A 15,822-nucleotide genomic window follows, 5' to 3' on the forward strand; every position below is an offset into this window, starting at 1 on the left:
AAAATCCTGACAGTTAAACCATCAGGATTTTCAAGTAATATAACTAATAATAATCTAAAACTTCAGTGTTAATCCAGCTAAGAAGTTAATTCCTGCTTGTGGATAATAGTATGGATAAACATCCCACATATACCCATTGGAAACATATTTCTTGTCTAAAACATTGTTTACCAAACCAGTTAAAATAATTGATTTGAAAACTGATTTGGGTTTAATTTCGTAAGCAATATTCAAATCATTTACAAAATAATCTGCCAACTTTGCAGCAGGTAATTCAATATTGTTCATGTATTGTTCTCCCACAAATTTTTGCATCCAAGATACTTGAAAGTTTTCTGTAGGTTTGTAAACCAAAATATTTCCAACAATAACTGATGGTGAATAAGCAATATCAGTAGTTCCATAATTCTCCCCTTCAACAGCTAAATCAATGTTTTTATTCGCACTTAAAGTAAAATTAGGACGAATGATAAATTGATCCGATACCGCAATTGTAGCATCAACTTCCAGTCCCAAACGATAACTTTTCTCACTATTAGAACGAATTGGACTTCCTACATCATCTAATTTTCCCGTTAATATCAGCTGGTCTTTATACGCCATATAATAGACATTCGAATTGAATTTCACTTTATCAGCAACGTATCTCCAACCCAATTCAAAGTCATTCAACTTTTCTGGTTTAGCATTTCCGCCTTCATAATCCGTTCTGTTTGGTTCCCGATTCGCTCTTGCATACGAAAAGTACAACTTGTTTTTAGCATTGATATCAAAATTCAATCCTGTCTTAGGATTGAAAAAAATAAAGTTATCATTTACTGAACCCGTTTCATAACTATTCGCTTTGTAATGTACATTTCTAAGTTGTAAATCTCCGAATAAGCTTATTTTTTCCGTTATTTGATAATTTGCTTTTGCAAAAATATTTCCATCGGTTTTGGTTGCAAAATCATCATAATAACGATCTCCCAATTCACTTTGAGAAGCGAAACGAGCCCAAATTACTTTTCCAAAATGGTCTCCTTCATATTTGTTATAACCACCACCAAAAATGACGTCCAGTTTTTCAGTTGTATAATTTGCAGAAAATGTAGTTCCATAGAAATCATTATCCAACCATTTTTGACGGATTAAATCTGTTGTTGTTAAAACGCCTACTGGCTGCAATCCATAATCAGAAAAATCAGCGTCTTCTTTATAATTTTCATAATATCCTTTTCCTTTAGTATAATGGAAAGCTAAGTTCGTACTCCAATTATTGGAAACTTTTTCGTTCCAATGCAATTGATAATGATCTTGTTGGTAATTATCAGTTTCATTGTTATAATACCGTGTTTGACCGAATTCATCCGTAAAAATTCCGGCAGAATTGAACGTTCTGTCGCTATTCATCGTATCTCCATCAGTTCCATTCCAAGATTGATATGTTTTTTCTTTTCCTCCAAAAGCCAACGCTTTAATTAAAGTCGTTTTACCAACGTACGTTCCTTGAAGAAAATAAGATTTTAAATCCGATTTAGCCCTGTCAATGTAACCATCCGATTTTAATGCAGACAAACGTCCCGCCAATTCAAAATGATTATTAATTAATCCCGTACTGAATTTTACAGTATGCTTTCTAGTATTAAAACTTCCAAAAGAATTAGAAATTTCTCCTGTTGCTTTATCAGAATAGGAATCAGTCAACATATTTAAACTCGCACCAAAAGCACCAGCTCCATTTGTTGAAGTTCCTACACCGCGTTGCAGTTGCAAACTCTCCACTGAAGAAGCAAAATCTGGCATATTTACCCAATAAGTCCCATGACTTTCAGAATCATTGTAAGGAATTCCATTGATAGTGACATTTACTCTTGTCGCATCGCTACCACGAACACGGATTCCAGTATATCCTACTCCATTTCCAGCATCGGAAGTAGTAACAACTGACGGTAAATAATTCATTAAAATAGGAATGTCCTGCCCCAAGTTTCTAAATTTGAGTTCTTTTTTATCTAAATTGCTAAAACTAACCGGAGTTTTTGAAGTAACACGAATTGCCGAAACCAATACTTCATCGAGTTGGTTAACTTTGGTAGTGTCTTTGACTTGGGAAAAGGAATAAAAAGATAATAGAGAAAAGGTAACAGACAACAAAAAATTTGAACCTTGCGCGTTAGTTTTGTAAGTTCTCTTCTGCTCGTGTTTGCCTTTGTGGCCAATAAAATAAAATAAAGTATTCATCCGTAAAAGATTACGAATAAAAGGGGGAATTATTCTTTTGTTAAATTAAAATGATTGTTTCCTATGACAAATAAAGCACTATTTACTCTATTTTTGTCATTTTTTCCCTTGACAACATTACTTGTCCAGGTTCTTTGGGTATAATCTCAGCTCGTTATTTAGAGCACCCCTTTGAGACGGTGCAAATTTAGCAAAGATTTTTAGATATTTAGATTCTTTCACTGTTAGATTTAGAAAAATAATTAAAACCTGAAAAAACTCCATTAATTTAAATCTGGTTTCCTGCGATTTTTCTTAACTTCAGAAATATTCTTTTTATCTTTAATTCGTTTTCTAATAACTGACTTCGGAATCTTGGTGGGTTTACGCTCTTTGGGAACAACTAAGCCGTTTTTGATTATTTCCAAAAATCGCTTGATCACAATTTCTTTGTTTTTAAGTTGACTGCGATCTTCATCACAGTTCAAAATCAAAACTAAATCAGTTGTTAATCTTGAAGACAATTTAGTTTCCAGAAGCAATTTCTCCTCGTCGGCCAATGACTGTGACTTTTTCAAATCAAAAGTCAAAACCACCTTAGAAGAAACTTTATTTACATTTTGTCCGCCAGCACCACTACTTCGAACGGCTTTGAAAGTTAATTCTGATATGATTTTTTCTTTTTCCAATTTTATTGAGGCTGGTGTGCCGATTTTAATAAATCATTTACGCTTTTTACTGGATTAAAGGTAATTAAAGGCACTTGAACAAATATGGTAATCCAATTTGCCATAGCGCCATTCCATAAACCAGGCAATTCATATGATTTGATCGTTTTTCCTAATGTGTTTTTCTCTACAATAAATCCGCTGTTATGATCCACAAACTTCGTTAGGTCAAACTTTTCTTTTTTATAATTTTTAAGCCCACAAACTAAATCAACAGGATTAAAATGAGTCGCGTTATCAAGGATTTTCTTTTGACTTTCATTTGACAAATCCGCTTGAGAACTTTCTACAATTTGCAATGAGACTGCGCCTTTTTCATCTTTCACCCAAAATGGTCCACCACCGGGTTCCCCTTCATTTTTTACCATTCCACAAACTCTGATGGGCTTGTTCAAAAGCACTTTAAGTTCGATAATTTTATTCTCAAAACTAAGTTCGTAAAAATCGTCTGGAGTTCTAATGTTTAATTTTTCTTCCAAAAAAAGTAAAATTTCATCAATATATTCTTGTTGAATTTCTTTAGCATCTATTGCGTACAAATACTTAAATAATCGTTGTTGAACTTCTATTAAAATTCCCGCTAATGCTTTTTTATATAGAGCAATTTTTTGAATATGATTTTGAATTACATTGTCAATATTTTTAATAAAAACAATATCGGCATCCTGATTATTTAAATTATCAATCAAAGCACCATGACCTCCCGGTCTAAAAAACAATCGTCCATTTTCATCCCTAAAGGGTTTGTTTTCAAAATCCACTGCAAGAGTATCTGTATTCTTATTTTGATAGGAATAACTAACTTTTATAGTTGTTCTGGATTCTTTTTCAATTGGGCTTTTTATAGCATCAATTATATTTTCAAATTGATTTTGATGAGCTTCAGAAACCGTAAAATGCAAATGGGAATTATCATTTGAACTCGAATAATAAGCACATTCATATAAATGTTCTTCTAAAGCCGTTGCGATATGGGTCTTGTATTTATGAAAAGGAAGGACTCCCTTAGGCTTACTTGAAAAATCAAAGTAATCTTTAGCTAAAAGTAATTTTATGAAATAATAATTTTTATAATCCCTATCGAAAGATTCAAAATCAGGAAATTCTTCTCTTAATTTTTTATCAATTACCTTAAAAAACGGAAATTTTTCCAAACCCACTATAAAAATAGATAGTTCCGTATCTTTTTTCCTGTTTATATAAGCATTAATGCTTTCATTTTCAATATCAAATTCATTCAAAAAAGCAATCAAAAATTTAAACATTCTACTTGCTGCTCCCGATGCAGGAACGAATTTTTCCAGTTTTAAATTTGTTTTGTTTTTATCAAAAAAAGTCGCTTTTTCTTGAAAATCTTTTTCAGATAATTTTAAAATGCCGTTAAATAAAGTTGCGGGTCCAACTAGATTACTCTTTACTATTCCGTTTCTAAAAAAACTCAATTGTTGTTTGATGTTTTCTAATGGAACTCCATGTTCGTAAACTTGCACAAAATCAGCGGGAGAAAAACCCATTTTCTTAGCTTCTGTCAAATCATCGATTATTGAAATAGCTCTATTTAATCGCAAATTCTTGTCTCCCGAAAGCGTTATAAATGGCTTTTTATTATCAATTAAAGATTGTTTAAAAACTGCAAATACAGATTCTCTTTTTTCAGGACTATCTCTTAAATCATCTTTTTCCCAAGGAACGTCAATATCCGTCAGGAAAAATAAATCGTATTCATGTTCAAGAGCCGCTTCGCCTAATATTGGATCACAATAGTTATAATACACTTCGGAGAATACCTTTGTCACCATCAAATTTGTATCACAAAAAAGATATTTATTAGCGATTAAAAGACTTTTATTTTCTAATTGAGTTTGACCATATGCAATAGGCAGCATGTCATCAACATCACAAATAAGTTGATTTTTATTCCATTTTTCTTGAAGATAATCTCGTGCGAACTCAGGAACCCATTCCGTATTATAATATTCGGCGAGTTGCTTTGCTAAAGTAGTTTTGCCTGTACTTTCAGGGCCAAAAAGAGCAATTTTTATGATTTCTGTAGTTCCATTTTTTGAGAACTGTTTAAGGTTTTCTTCCATTCTAAATAGCCGTAAACGGCAACAATTGTAAATACTAGATACTGAAAACTTGTAAAAGTAAAACCTTTTATAAAATACAATGGAATGGAAATAACATCGCCGATAATCCAAAATATCCAATTTTCAATTTTCCTTTTGGCCATAAGCCACATTCCGATAAAGAAAATACCTGTTATAAAAGTATCAACATAAGCATACCAAGTAGTAAATTTATCAAAATAGTGATAAACTGAAACCACAAATGCGACCGTAAATATAAAAATAATTATGGCAATTCTTTTTTCATAAATAGAAATTATTGAAATTGGAAACTCTACGGTGTCTCCTTTTTTCCTTGTCCAATGATACCAACCATAAATACTCATTATAAAATAATAACCATTGATCATCATATCACCCCATAAAGTCCATTTCCATAGTAAGTAAACATAGATAAATGTACTTACTAATCCTGTTGGAAAAACCAAAATATTATCTTTTTTAGCATACCAAACACTAAATAGCCCAAAAATTACCGCTACAATTTCCAGAACAATGTCGAATGTTGGGTAATCTCTATATTGAGAAAAAAAATATTCTATCATTATATCCTTTAAATTATTGATTAAAAAAATCCATATCATTTTCAAAAGCCGTTCCTATTACCACCAAATCAGCTCCTGCATTGTACGCCTTTTCAATTCCTTGCAAATCTACAATTCCACCTCCAAGAACTACTGGAATTTCAATGTTTTGAGCAACTTTTTTAATCATTTCAAGAGGAACAGCTTGTTTTGCACCGCTTCCAGCTTCCAGATAAATCAATTTGTTCCCTAACATCTCTCCTGCTTGTGCGGTTTGAATTACATAATCAATATTATTCCGGTCCAATGGTTTGGTTTTACTGACCCGTTCTACGGCGGTTTTATTACCACTTTCAATCAAAATATATCCTGTAGAAATAATTTCGAGTTGGGTTTGCCTTAAAATAGGTGCTGCTTTTACCTGATGTTCTATTAAATAATCAGGGTTTCTTCCGGAGATTAGCGACAGGAATAAAATCGCATCTGCTTTATCTGAAATCTGAGATGGATTTCCAGGAAAAAGAACAATTGGCAAATCACAATTTTGTTTAATCTGTACAATTAACTCCTCTAGAATTGTAGTTGTAACCAGACTTCCGCCAATGAAAATATGTGTTGCCGGCGAATGATTGATTTTTGAAATTAAAAGAGCAAGGTTTTCCAAAACCACTTTGTCAGGATCCAGAAGAATGGCCAACATTTTTTTATTTTCCAACTTGGCTTGCAGTAGTTGATTGTAAATCTTTTGCTTCATATAGCTGTAAAAGTAAAAGTTTTTTGAAGTCTGAGAACTATTTTGAATCAATTATATTTGTTATACGATTCTGAACAAAAAACAATGCAATTATGATAGCTACTGAATTACTGGAAAAATATGGTGCCACTCGAAAATCATATAAAAAAACAGAAACCATTTTTGAAGAAGGCAATCAAGCGATACAGTATTATCAAATACTTTCTGGAGAAGTAAAAATGAATAATTATAACGATGACGGTCGTGAATTCATTCAAGGTTTTTTTAATGAAAATCAAAGTTTTGGAGAACCACCTTTATTTTTAAATCGGCCCTATCCTGCCAATGCAATAGCTGTTGAAGACACCGAAATACTCAGTATATCAAAAGATGGCTTTATGAAATTGCTAAGCGAAAATCCATCTGTATCGATGAAGGTAATTGAAAATTTAGCGCAACGTTTGCATTATAAATCGGTTATGGCAGCTGAGATTTCCACTCATGAACCTGAACACAGAGTATTGCGATTAATTGATTATTCCATTGCTTATTTTAATTTCAAAGAAGATAAAAACGGATACCGAATTGATTTAACCCGGCAGCAAATTGGTGATTTAACTGGACTCCGTGTAGAAACTGTTATCCGAGCCATTAAATCATTAGAAAAAAAAGGAGTTTTAAAAATCATTAACCGAAAAGTATACCGTTAATTTTCGTTTTATGATTTAAGTCATAAAAAACTGGATGGAAGTGCAGCTAAATTTGCTGTATAAAATTCAAATATTATGACACTCTATAAAAAAACATTCGAAAATTTTGAACAAAATTTTATTGGCTCTTCAACAATGGCAGTTATTGGACAAAGTTGTCTTGGTGCCGCTGCTGCAATGTTCATTCTTTCTAACGGCACCTCTATTTTACAAATGACACAATTAGCCATTATTGTTCTAATTTGTATGCTAGTGAACACTTCTATATTATCACAAATGAACCATAAATTGGTATTCAATCTCATCATTACAAGTGTGCTTTGCAGCATTTTGTTTATCTTTTTGAATAATATTACATTATGAAAAAAACAATTGAAAATCGAGACGACTTAACCCTTCTCGTCCATTCTTTCTATGCTAAAATAAGAGCCGACAAAGAAATTGGTTTCTTTTTTAATGAAACTATCACTAATTGGGACGAACATTTAGAGAGGCTGACGGATTTTTGGGAAATGAATTTATTTGCGGTAAAAAAATACAACGGAAACCCCATTGCGGTTCATAATGAAGTAGACAAACATTTTGACCATCGGATTTCGTCTAATGAATTTGGTATTTGGCTCAACTTATGGTTTGAAACTTTAGATGAACTTTTTGAAGGTGAAAATGTCGAAACAATGAAACGAAGAGCACGGAAAATGGGTACTTTTCTTTATATGAATATTTTTGAAAGCAGAAGTAAAGTTTAATTTTTCTCAAAGGCATACACTAAAGTACAATTTTGCTTCATCTGTTCGTCCCGAAAGCTTTCGGGACCCGACTTTATTTCTTCAAAATGAATATCAAAATCTTTTACCACACTATCAAAGTGAAGTTCGGCACTGGTTTGTTTAACCTTTAATTCGAAAGCATTGACTTTGATATGATCTTTGAAACTGATTCCTTTTTCGTTTCGGATTTTAAAAATGGCTTCTTTGGCACCCCAAATCACAGTCAATTTTCTGATGTATTCTTCCTTATTCTCGGTCCCGAAACTTCGGGATAAAAATTGAAATTCTGAGTCACAGAATTTATCTGCGATTCGGATGATTTTGTCTCTTTGCAATTCGATATCAATTCCTACGGTTTGGTCGCTAATGATTATTGCCGAAAAATTATGTGAATGTGTTATGGAAATGTGTTTCTCTCCTTTAAGATGTGGCTTACCGAATTCATCATAATACAAATCTAAATCCGTGTGGCCTGTTTCCTGCAATAATTTACGAACACTGAGGAAGGCGCGTTGATGCATTTCAGATTTCATTCCGTCGAGCCGTATGCGATTGCTATCGTTTAAGACCACTTGACCAAATAATTCCGCATAGGATTCAGTTACTTTCCAAACGAGAATTTGGGTGGTGGAATTGAAATTTATAGTTTTGAAAAGCGGCATCGTGTTCAGATTTTGTTTTTTTAGCCCCGGTAGTAGCGGCATCCTTTTTTCACGCTTTTTTTGCGTGTAAAAAGATATAGCGAATAACGGGAAATAGCTCCAGAAACTGAAACAAGTTCAGCTTAAAGAAATTATTTCGTTAATGTTCAAAAGATTAGCGAATTAAACAATTCATAAATCTTTTAGAAAACAGTAAAATTCTAAAGTTATTACGTAAATTTGCAAAAAAATTTTACAATTACAAATATACTATAAATGAGTACTACAACTATGCCTTTTGTGGCTTTCAAAGTTAAAGACATTTCTCTAGCGGCTTGGGGAAGAAAAGAAATTGAACTAGCAGAAGCTGAAATGCCAGGTTTAATGGCACTTCGTGCTGAATACAAAAACGAACAACCACTTGCTGGTGCTCGTATTGCAGGATGTTTGCACATGACAATCCAAACTGCGGTTTTGATTGAAACTTTAATCGCTCTTGGTGCTGAGGTGACTTGGAGTTCTTGTAACATTTTCTCTACTCAAGATCAAGCTGCTGCTGCAATTGCTGCTGCAGGAATTCAAGTTTATGCTTGGAAAGGTTTGAACGAAGTTGATTTTGACTGGTGTATTGAGCAAACATTATTCTTTGGTGAAGACAGAAAACCATTGAACATGATTCTTGATGACGGTGGAGATTTAACAAATATGGTTATTGACCGTTTCCCGGAATTGGTTGCTGGTATCAAAGGATTATCTGAAGAAACTACAACTGGTGTTCATAGACTTTACGAAAGAGTAAAAGCCGGAACATTGCCAATGCCTGCAATTAACGTAAATGACTCAGTTACTAAATCAAAATTTGATAACAAATACGGTTGTAAAGAATCTGCAGTTGATGCGGTTCGTCGTGCAACTGACTTAATGCTTGCTGGAAAAAGAGTAATCGTTTGTGGTTACGGTGATGTAGGTAAAGGAACTGCGGCTTCTTTTAGAGGTGCTGGTTCTATTGTTACCGTTACTGAAATTGACCCAATTTGTGCGCTTCAAGCTGCAATGGACGGTTTTGAAGTGAAAAAATTAGATACCGTAATCGCTACTGCTGATATCATCATCACTACAACTGGAAATAAAGATATTGTTTTGGGAAGTCATTTCGAAAAAATGAAAGACAAAACTGTTGTTTGTAACATTGGACATTTTGATAACGAAATTGATATGGCTTGGTTGAACGAAAACCACGGTGCATCAAAAATCGAAATCAAACCACAAGTTGACAAATATACTATCGCTGGAAAAGACATTCTTATCCTTGCTGAAGGTCGTTTGGTAAACCTTGGTTGTGCTACAGGTCACCCTAGTTTTGTAATGAGTAACTCATTTACTAACCAAACTTTAGCTCAAATCGAATTGTGGAAAAACAGCGCGGCATACAACAATGACGTGTACATGTTACCAAAACATTTGGATGAAAAAGTAGCAATGCTACACTTAGCTAAATTAGGTGTTGAATTAGAGACTTTACGTGTTGATCAAGCTGATTATATTGGTGTTCCAGTTGGAGGTCCATTCAAACCAGAATATTACAGATATTAGCATTAAGACTTTAGTACTAAGTATTAAGACAGAACCCTTGCAGAAATGTGAGGGTTTTTTTGTGCTTAATTATGATTGTGCTCATTGGTCATTTTTAGGTTACGGTCTGGTTTTTACAGCTATTTTTAATTTGGCGCAATCCATCGCAAGAGCACAAGAATAATTCGATAAAAAAATTAATTCTATTAATCAGATATTACTTATGATTATATAATAATTAAGCTTAAATTTAAAATCAAAAAAGAACGAGACTCCCTTAATCAAATGCTAAAACAAATTTTAACTAAAAACAAAATTATGAAGACAAAGCTTTTTTTAACAGTGTTAACATTATTCCCAATTCTCGCTATTGCACAATACAATATGAATACGATAAATCGTTCCATGCAAATCCAGCAACAACAAGCAAGAAATATGAACCAACAAATGAATAATACGAATCAAAAATGGGCGAGTGAAAGACAACTGTATATGCAACAACAGCAAATGCGCAGTATGATGGCCCATACACTAAATAAAATTGAGACTGCAGAAAATAAATTAGCAAAAGAGGAACGAAACCTAACGAAACTGGAAGAAAAGGCAAAAGAAAAAGAAGCCGATTTAAAAACAGAAAAAGAAAGCCTTGCTAATCTTGAAAACAACTCAAAAACCAACAATGATGTTGATCTCCAAAAAAACATTGAAAAATCAAAAGAGAAAGTAGCTAAATCCGAGGAAAAACTAAACAACACAAACGCTGAAATAGGATCAAGCTCCAAAAAAATTGAAGCCTTCAAAAAAGAAATAGAAACTACTAAATTAGAAAAAGAAGAAATCGTTAAAAAACAAGAAGAAGAAAAAAGATTGAAAAAAGAAGAAAAAGAAGAGGACACAAAACAGAAAAAAAAGAAAGTAGTCTATAAATTGATAAATAAATAGAGATTACCTTCAAAAAAATCCAACCACGCAAATTTGCAATCTTTATCCACGAACATAAATCTAAAAATAAATTTTCATAAAAAAACAAAAAACCCGTTTCTTTCGAAACGGGTTTTTAAATAATTGAGAAAATCAATTATGCTTCAACTTCAAATGGAAGTATAGAAACGTATGATTTGTTATCTCTTTTCTTTTGGAAGAAAACAACACCATCAACTCTTGCATGTAAAGTATGATCTTTACTAATGTAAACATTTGCACCTGGATTATGTTTTGAACCTCTTTGTCTTACGATGATGTTCCCAGCAATAGCAGCTTGACCACCAAAAATCTTAACACCTAAACGTTTTGATTCTGATTCTCTACCATTCTTAGAACTACCGACACCTTTCTTGTGAGCCATGACGTATTAGTTTTATATTGTTATTATTCTTGTGTATCTTCTTTTTTAGCTTTAGCTACTTTTTTCTTAGGAGCTTCTACTTCTTCTGTAGTTGCTTCAACTGCTTCTTTTTTAGGAGCTGCTTTCTTAGCACCAACACCAGTAATACCTTCAATTACAATTTGAGTAAGATATTGTCTGTGACCGTTTCTCTTTTTGTATCCTTTTCTTCTTTTCTTTTTGAAAACGATAACTTTATCTCCTTTTAAGTGTTGTAACACTTTAGCTTCTACTGAAGCACCTTCTATAGCTGGGGCGCCTATTGTGATTGTACCGTTATCATCTAACAAATAAACTTTGTCGAAAGAAACTTTCGAACCTTCTTCATTTGTCAAACGGTGAACGTAAACCTTTAGGTCTTTGCTTACTTTGAACTGTTGCCCTGCTATCTCTACGATTGCATACATACTGAATTGTTTTAATAATTTTTAAGGTTGCAAATATACAATTAAATATTTATCCTGCAATCCTTCAAGCAAAAAAAACACTCTATCTCTTTTAAACTTTGTTTTTCAATACTTTACCTATTTCTTAAACAGTATTCGTCCAGTTAAAAATTGTTAAAATTAACCGAAACTTTAAATCACCGGACAATCATCATTAAAAAAAGGTATTTTTGAAGTATAAATATTTTTCGTTTTTATCTATTGTAAATAGAAATGTATTAATCCGTATGAAAAAATTAATAATAATGTTAAGCACTGCACTTATGCTGGGAGGAATAGCTTCGGCTCAAAAAATAGCTTTCGAAGAATATGATTTAGATAATGGTATGCATGTCATATTACATAACGACCCATCGGCGCCAGTGGTGGTAACTTCTGTAATGTATCATGTTGGCTCCAAAGATGAAACACCAGACAGAACTGGATTTGCTCATTTTTTCGAACATCTTTTATTCGAAGGAACGGAAAACATTAAACGTGGCGAATGGTTCAAAATCGTCACTTCAAATGGCGGGATAAATAACGCCAACACCTCAGATGATCGCACCTATTATTATGAAGTATTCCCATCAAACAATTTAGAATTGGCACTTTGGATGGAATCCGAAAGATTAATGCATCCTGTAATCAATAAAATTGGGGTTGATACTCAAAACGGGGTGATAAAGGAAGAAAAAAGAAGTCGTTATGACAATCAGCCTTATGGAAATATCATTGGAGCCGTAAAGGAAAACATGTTCAAGAACCATCCGTATCGCTGGACCACAATTGGCTCGATGGAACATTTAGACGCAGCCACTTTAGAAGAATTTCAGGCTTTTAATAAGAAGTTTTATATTCCAAACAATGCCGTACTGGTTGTTGCAGGAGATTTCGAAAAAAATAAAGCTAAAGAATGGATTCAGAAATATTTTGGATCAATCCAAAAAGGGAAGGAAATAAAAAAACAAACTTTTACCGAAGAACCTATTACACAAACTATAAGAGCAACCTACGAGGATTCAAATATCCAGATTCCAATGGTTGTGGCTACTTACAGAACTCCCTCAATGAAAACAAGAGATGCCAGAGTATTGGATTTAATTTCGTCCTACTTGAGCGATGGAAAAAGCTCTAAATTATACAAGAAAATCGTTGATGAGAAAAAAATGGCTTTACAAATAGATGCCGTTGGTTTTAGTCAGGAAGATTATGGTATGTATATTTTGTATGGTTTACCAATGGGAACACACACTTCTGCTGATTTAATAAAAGAAGTTGACGAGGAAATTGTAAAAATCCAGACCGAATTGATTTCTGAAAAAGATTTTCAAAAATTGAAAAACACGTTTGACAATCGTTTTGTGAATAAGAATGGAAACCTGGAAGGAATCGCCGAAAATTTAGCAACTTACTATTTGCTTTATGGCGATGTGAATTTGATTAACACAGAGATTGATCTGTTTCATTCCATAACGCGTGAAGAAATTAGAGAGGTAGCCAACAAATATTTGAATCCAAATCAAAGACTTATTTTGGATTATGTTCCTTCAAAAGCGGAGGCTCAAAATTAAGACCTTTTCAATCATGAAAAAAACAACTATTCTATTATTCATTTTGTTCATAACAGGAATCATGCAAGCACAAAATCGTCCACAACCGAAACCTGCGGCTTCTCCAGTCGTAAATATAAAAAAACCGCAAACCTTTACTTTAGACAATGGTTTAAAAGTAATGATTGTAGAAAATCACAAATTACCCAGAGTAACTTTTAATCTTGCATTAGACAACGCACCATTTGCAGAAGGCAATAAAAAAGGCGTTGATGAATTATGCAACAACCTAATAGGAAACGGAAGTGCAAAAATTGCAAAAGATGCGTTTAATGAAGAAATTGATTTTTTGGGCGCTAACATCAACTTTAGTTCGCAAGGCGCTTATGCCAGTTCCCTTTCTAAATATTCAGGAAGAATTTTGGAACTCATGGCTTACGGAGCATTGCATCCAAAATTCACCCAAGAAGAATTCGACAAAGAAAAAGCCAAATTATTAGAAGGACTGAAAGCGCAGGAAAAAAGCGTTCCCGCAATTGCTAATAGAGTGGTTGATGCGCTTGCCTTTGGAAAAAATCATCCTTCCGGTGAATACATGACCGAAGAAACACTTAAAAACGTTACGCTTGCTGATGTGGAATCCAATTATCAAAACTACTTCGTCCCCGAAAACGGATATTTGGTAATTATTGGAGACATTAAATATGACGATGTAAAACCTATTGTTGAAAGACTTTTTGGTTCATGGAAAAAAAGAAGCACTCCAAAGCTGACGTATGCTGCTCCGCAAAATGTACCCTTTACTCAAATCAATTTTGTTGATGTCCCTAATGCCGTTCAATCAGAGATTTCGCTAGTGAATACCGTAAATTTAAAAATGAGCGATAAAGACTTCTTCCCTGCAGTTATTGCAACTTATATTCTTGGCGGAGATTTTAATAGTTACCTCAATATGAATTTAAGAGAAAAAAATGGTTGGACTTATGGTGCAAATGCAATCATTGGCTCTGGAAAATACGTAACAAAAATAAAGTCAGCCTCGGCTGTAAAAAGTACCGTTACCGATAGTGCAGTTGTGGAATTCATCAAGGAAATTAAAAAAATAAGAACCGAAAAAGTATCTCCTGAATTACTTAAAAGTGTAAAAGCCGGATACATAGGTCGGTTTGTAATGCAAGTGGAAAAGCCTCAGGCAATAGCACGATATGCTTTAAACATAGAAACCGAAGATCTTCCTGCTGATTTCTATGAAAATTACATCAAAACCATAAACGCAGTGACACCAGATGATATTCTTCGTGCTGCCAATAAGTATTTCCTTTTAGACAATACCCGAATTATAATTGCAGGAAAAGGATCAGAGGTGATTCCAGGATTGGAAAAATTAAACATTCCAATGTTCTATTTTGACAATTACGGAAATCCGGTAGAAAAACCAGTTTACAAATAAAATCAATTATTTTATTTTAAAAACCAACAAAGGCTGTCTTTACAAGACAGGCTTTGCTTTTTTACTAATTGCATCACCTGAGGTTTGCAACCTGAAAACTACTTTTTTGCTGATAAATAAACTCCAATCAAAATAATAAAAGCGCCAAAAAACTGAACTGGTGTCAACATTTCATGGTCTAATAATCCCCAGAAAAAAGCAACTATTGGAATTAGATACGTTACCGAAGTAGCAAAAACCGGTGATGACATTTGGATTAATTTAAAGAAAAGAATATTAGCAATTCCAGTTCCTACCACTCCTAATATCATGATAAATAAAACCGAATGCTGTACGGTATCAACATGAATTACATCAAAAAAACCAGAGAAAAATAAAATAAGCAATGTTGGCAACAACAGAAATGCAAAATTCCCGGTAGTAATACTCAACGGACTCAAATCATGCAAATATTTTTTTAATAAATTGACGTTTATGGCATAGCAAACAGAAGCGACTATAACTAAAATAGCGTAATAATAATTTTGCTCGGGATGGTTTATTGCTCCGTTAAAAACCAAAAGCAGACTTCCTACAAGACCTATAAAAACGCCCCAAACCTGACTTCTTTTGAAATTTATCCCAAAAGCCATCGCTCCCAAAATCAACGTATTTAATGGCGTCAAGGAATTAAGAATTGCGGTTATCGAACTGTCAATTTCCGTTTCGGCAATGGCAAAAAGATACGCAGGTGTAAATGTCCCAAACAACGAAGTAAGTGCGATATATTTCCATTTTTCTTTTGGAATTTTTACTAAACTTTTAAAACCTATCAATAACAAAAAAACCGCTGCAAACAAGATTCGTAAAGAACCTAATTGTAAAGCAGTTAAACCCACTAATCCCTTTTTTATTAATATAAATGAACTTCCCCAAATTAAGGCAAGAATCATCAAGTAAACCCATTTCAATTGTCTTGCATTCATAAATCTAATTTTGCCCCAAAATTGTAATAATTTTAT

The 15,822-nt window shown here is 33.3% G+C and carries 16 protein-coding genes; 7 read left to right on the forward strand and 9 right to left on the reverse strand.

Annotated elements, in window-relative coordinates; translation table 11 throughout:
* Nucleotides 1-54: 54 nt before the first annotated feature.
* The 5 genes from ACM55K_RS06655 to ACM55K_RS06675 form a co-directional block, all read right to left on the reverse strand.
* Nucleotides 55-2,223, reverse strand: a complete 2,169-nt coding sequence (locus ACM55K_RS06655; RefSeq protein ID WP_416849446.1) for a TonB-dependent receptor — start codon at nt 2,221-2,223, stop codon at nt 55-57.
* 263 nt (nt 2,224-2,486) lie between these two features.
* Nucleotides 2,487-2,891, reverse strand: coding sequence for an alternative ribosome rescue aminoacyl-tRNA hydrolase ArfB (gene arfB, locus ACM55K_RS06660; protein WP_416849447.1), 405 nt, complete (start codon nt 2,889-2,891; stop codon nt 2,487-2,489).
* Nucleotides 2,892-2,893: 2 nt separating this feature from the next.
* Nucleotides 2,894-5,020: a DUF4301 family protein gene (locus tag ACM55K_RS06665; RefSeq protein WP_416849448.1), complete on the reverse strand. Its 2,127-nt coding sequence runs from the start codon at nt 5,018-5,020 to the stop codon at nt 2,894-2,896.
* A complete protein-coding gene (gene pnuC, locus ACM55K_RS06670) occupies nt 4,969-5,604 on the reverse strand; it encodes a nicotinamide riboside transporter PnuC (RefSeq protein ID WP_416849449.1) in 636 nt (211 codons plus the stop codon). The genes ACM55K_RS06665 and pnuC overlap by 52 nt, the downstream gene beginning before the upstream one ends.
* Before the next feature lie 13 nt (nt 5,605-5,617).
* On the reverse strand, nt 5,618-6,337 hold the full coding sequence (locus tag ACM55K_RS06675; protein WP_416849450.1) for a phosphoglycerol geranylgeranyltransferase: 720 nt from the start codon (nt 6,335-6,337) through the stop codon (nt 5,618-5,620).
* 92 nt (nt 6,338-6,429) lie between these two features.
* On the opposite strand from ACM55K_RS06675, the gene ACM55K_RS06680 reads away from it, so the two are divergent.
* From ACM55K_RS06680 to ACM55K_RS06690, 3 genes are all read left to right on the forward strand, one after another.
* The gene (locus ACM55K_RS06680; RefSeq protein WP_416849451.1) at nt 6,430-7,026 is read left to right on the forward strand and encodes a Crp/Fnr family transcriptional regulator; all 597 of its coding nucleotides are present in this window, start codon (nt 6,430-6,432) and stop codon (nt 7,024-7,026) included.
* Between the two features lie 75 nt (nt 7,027-7,101).
* A complete protein-coding gene (locus tag ACM55K_RS06685; RefSeq protein ID WP_416849452.1) occupies nt 7,102-7,389 on the forward strand; it encodes a hypothetical protein in 288 nt (95 codons plus the stop codon).
* On the forward strand, nt 7,386-7,775 hold the full coding sequence (locus tag ACM55K_RS06690; protein WP_416849453.1) for a group III truncated hemoglobin: 390 nt from the start codon (nt 7,386-7,388) through the stop codon (nt 7,773-7,775). Before ACM55K_RS06685 ends, ACM55K_RS06690 begins: the two co-directional genes overlap by 4 nt.
* Here ACM55K_RS06690 and ACM55K_RS06695 read toward each other — a convergent pair.
* A complete protein-coding gene (locus ACM55K_RS06695) occupies nt 7,772-8,458 on the reverse strand; it encodes a 4'-phosphopantetheinyl transferase family protein (RefSeq protein ID WP_416849454.1) in 687 nt (228 codons plus the stop codon). The genes ACM55K_RS06690 and ACM55K_RS06695 overlap by 4 nt on opposite strands.
* 255 nt (nt 8,459-8,713) lie before the next feature.
* Between ACM55K_RS06695 and ahcY the strand changes: the two genes are divergently transcribed.
* Complete coding sequence (gene ahcY, locus ACM55K_RS06700; RefSeq protein WP_416849455.1) at nt 8,714-10,030, forward strand: adenosylhomocysteinase; 1,317 nt, start codon at nt 8,714-8,716, stop codon at nt 10,028-10,030.
* Nucleotides 10,031-10,327: 297 nt separating this feature from the next.
* A complete protein-coding gene (locus ACM55K_RS06705; RefSeq protein ID WP_416849456.1) occupies nt 10,328-10,951 on the forward strand; it encodes a hypothetical protein in 624 nt (207 codons plus the stop codon).
* 136 nt (nt 10,952-11,087) lie between these two features.
* Here ACM55K_RS06705 and rpmA read toward each other — a convergent pair whose 3' ends face one another.
* Together rpmA and rplU are read right to left on the reverse strand one after the other, a co-directional pair.
* Nucleotides 11,088-11,354 carry a 50S ribosomal protein L27 gene (rpmA, locus tag ACM55K_RS06710; protein WP_086453627.1) on the reverse strand — a complete coding sequence of 89 codons (267 nt, stop codon included), beginning with the start codon at nt 11,352-11,354 and terminating at the stop codon, nt 11,088-11,090.
* Between the two features lie 23 nt (nt 11,355-11,377).
* Complete coding sequence (gene rplU / locus ACM55K_RS06715) at nt 11,378-11,800, reverse strand: 50S ribosomal protein L21 (RefSeq protein ID WP_416842578.1); 423 nt, start codon at nt 11,798-11,800, stop codon at nt 11,378-11,380.
* A 266-nt stretch (nt 11,801-12,066) separates the two neighbouring features.
* Between rplU and ACM55K_RS06720 the strand changes: the two genes are divergently transcribed.
* A complete protein-coding gene (locus ACM55K_RS06720) occupies nt 12,067-13,392 on the forward strand; it encodes a M16 family metallopeptidase (RefSeq protein ID WP_416849457.1) in 1,326 nt (441 codons plus the stop codon).
* Nucleotides 13,393-13,405: 13 nt separating this feature from the next.
* A complete protein-coding gene (locus ACM55K_RS06725) occupies nt 13,406-14,821 on the forward strand; it encodes a M16 family metallopeptidase (RefSeq protein WP_416849458.1) in 1,416 nt (471 codons plus the stop codon).
* A gap of 98 nt (nt 14,822-14,919) precedes the next feature.
* On the opposite strand, the gene ACM55K_RS06730 is transcribed toward ACM55K_RS06725, so the two are convergent.
* Nucleotides 14,920-15,786, reverse strand: coding sequence for a DMT family transporter (locus ACM55K_RS06730; RefSeq protein WP_416849459.1), 867 nt, complete (start codon nt 15,784-15,786; stop codon nt 14,920-14,922).
* Nucleotides 15,787-15,822: the final 36 nt, after the last annotated feature.

It is taken from the genome of Flavobacterium arabinosi, from assembly GCF_048158725.1.
Classification (GTDB): domain Bacteria; phylum Bacteroidota; class Bacteroidia; order Flavobacteriales; family Flavobacteriaceae; genus Flavobacterium; species Flavobacterium arabinosi.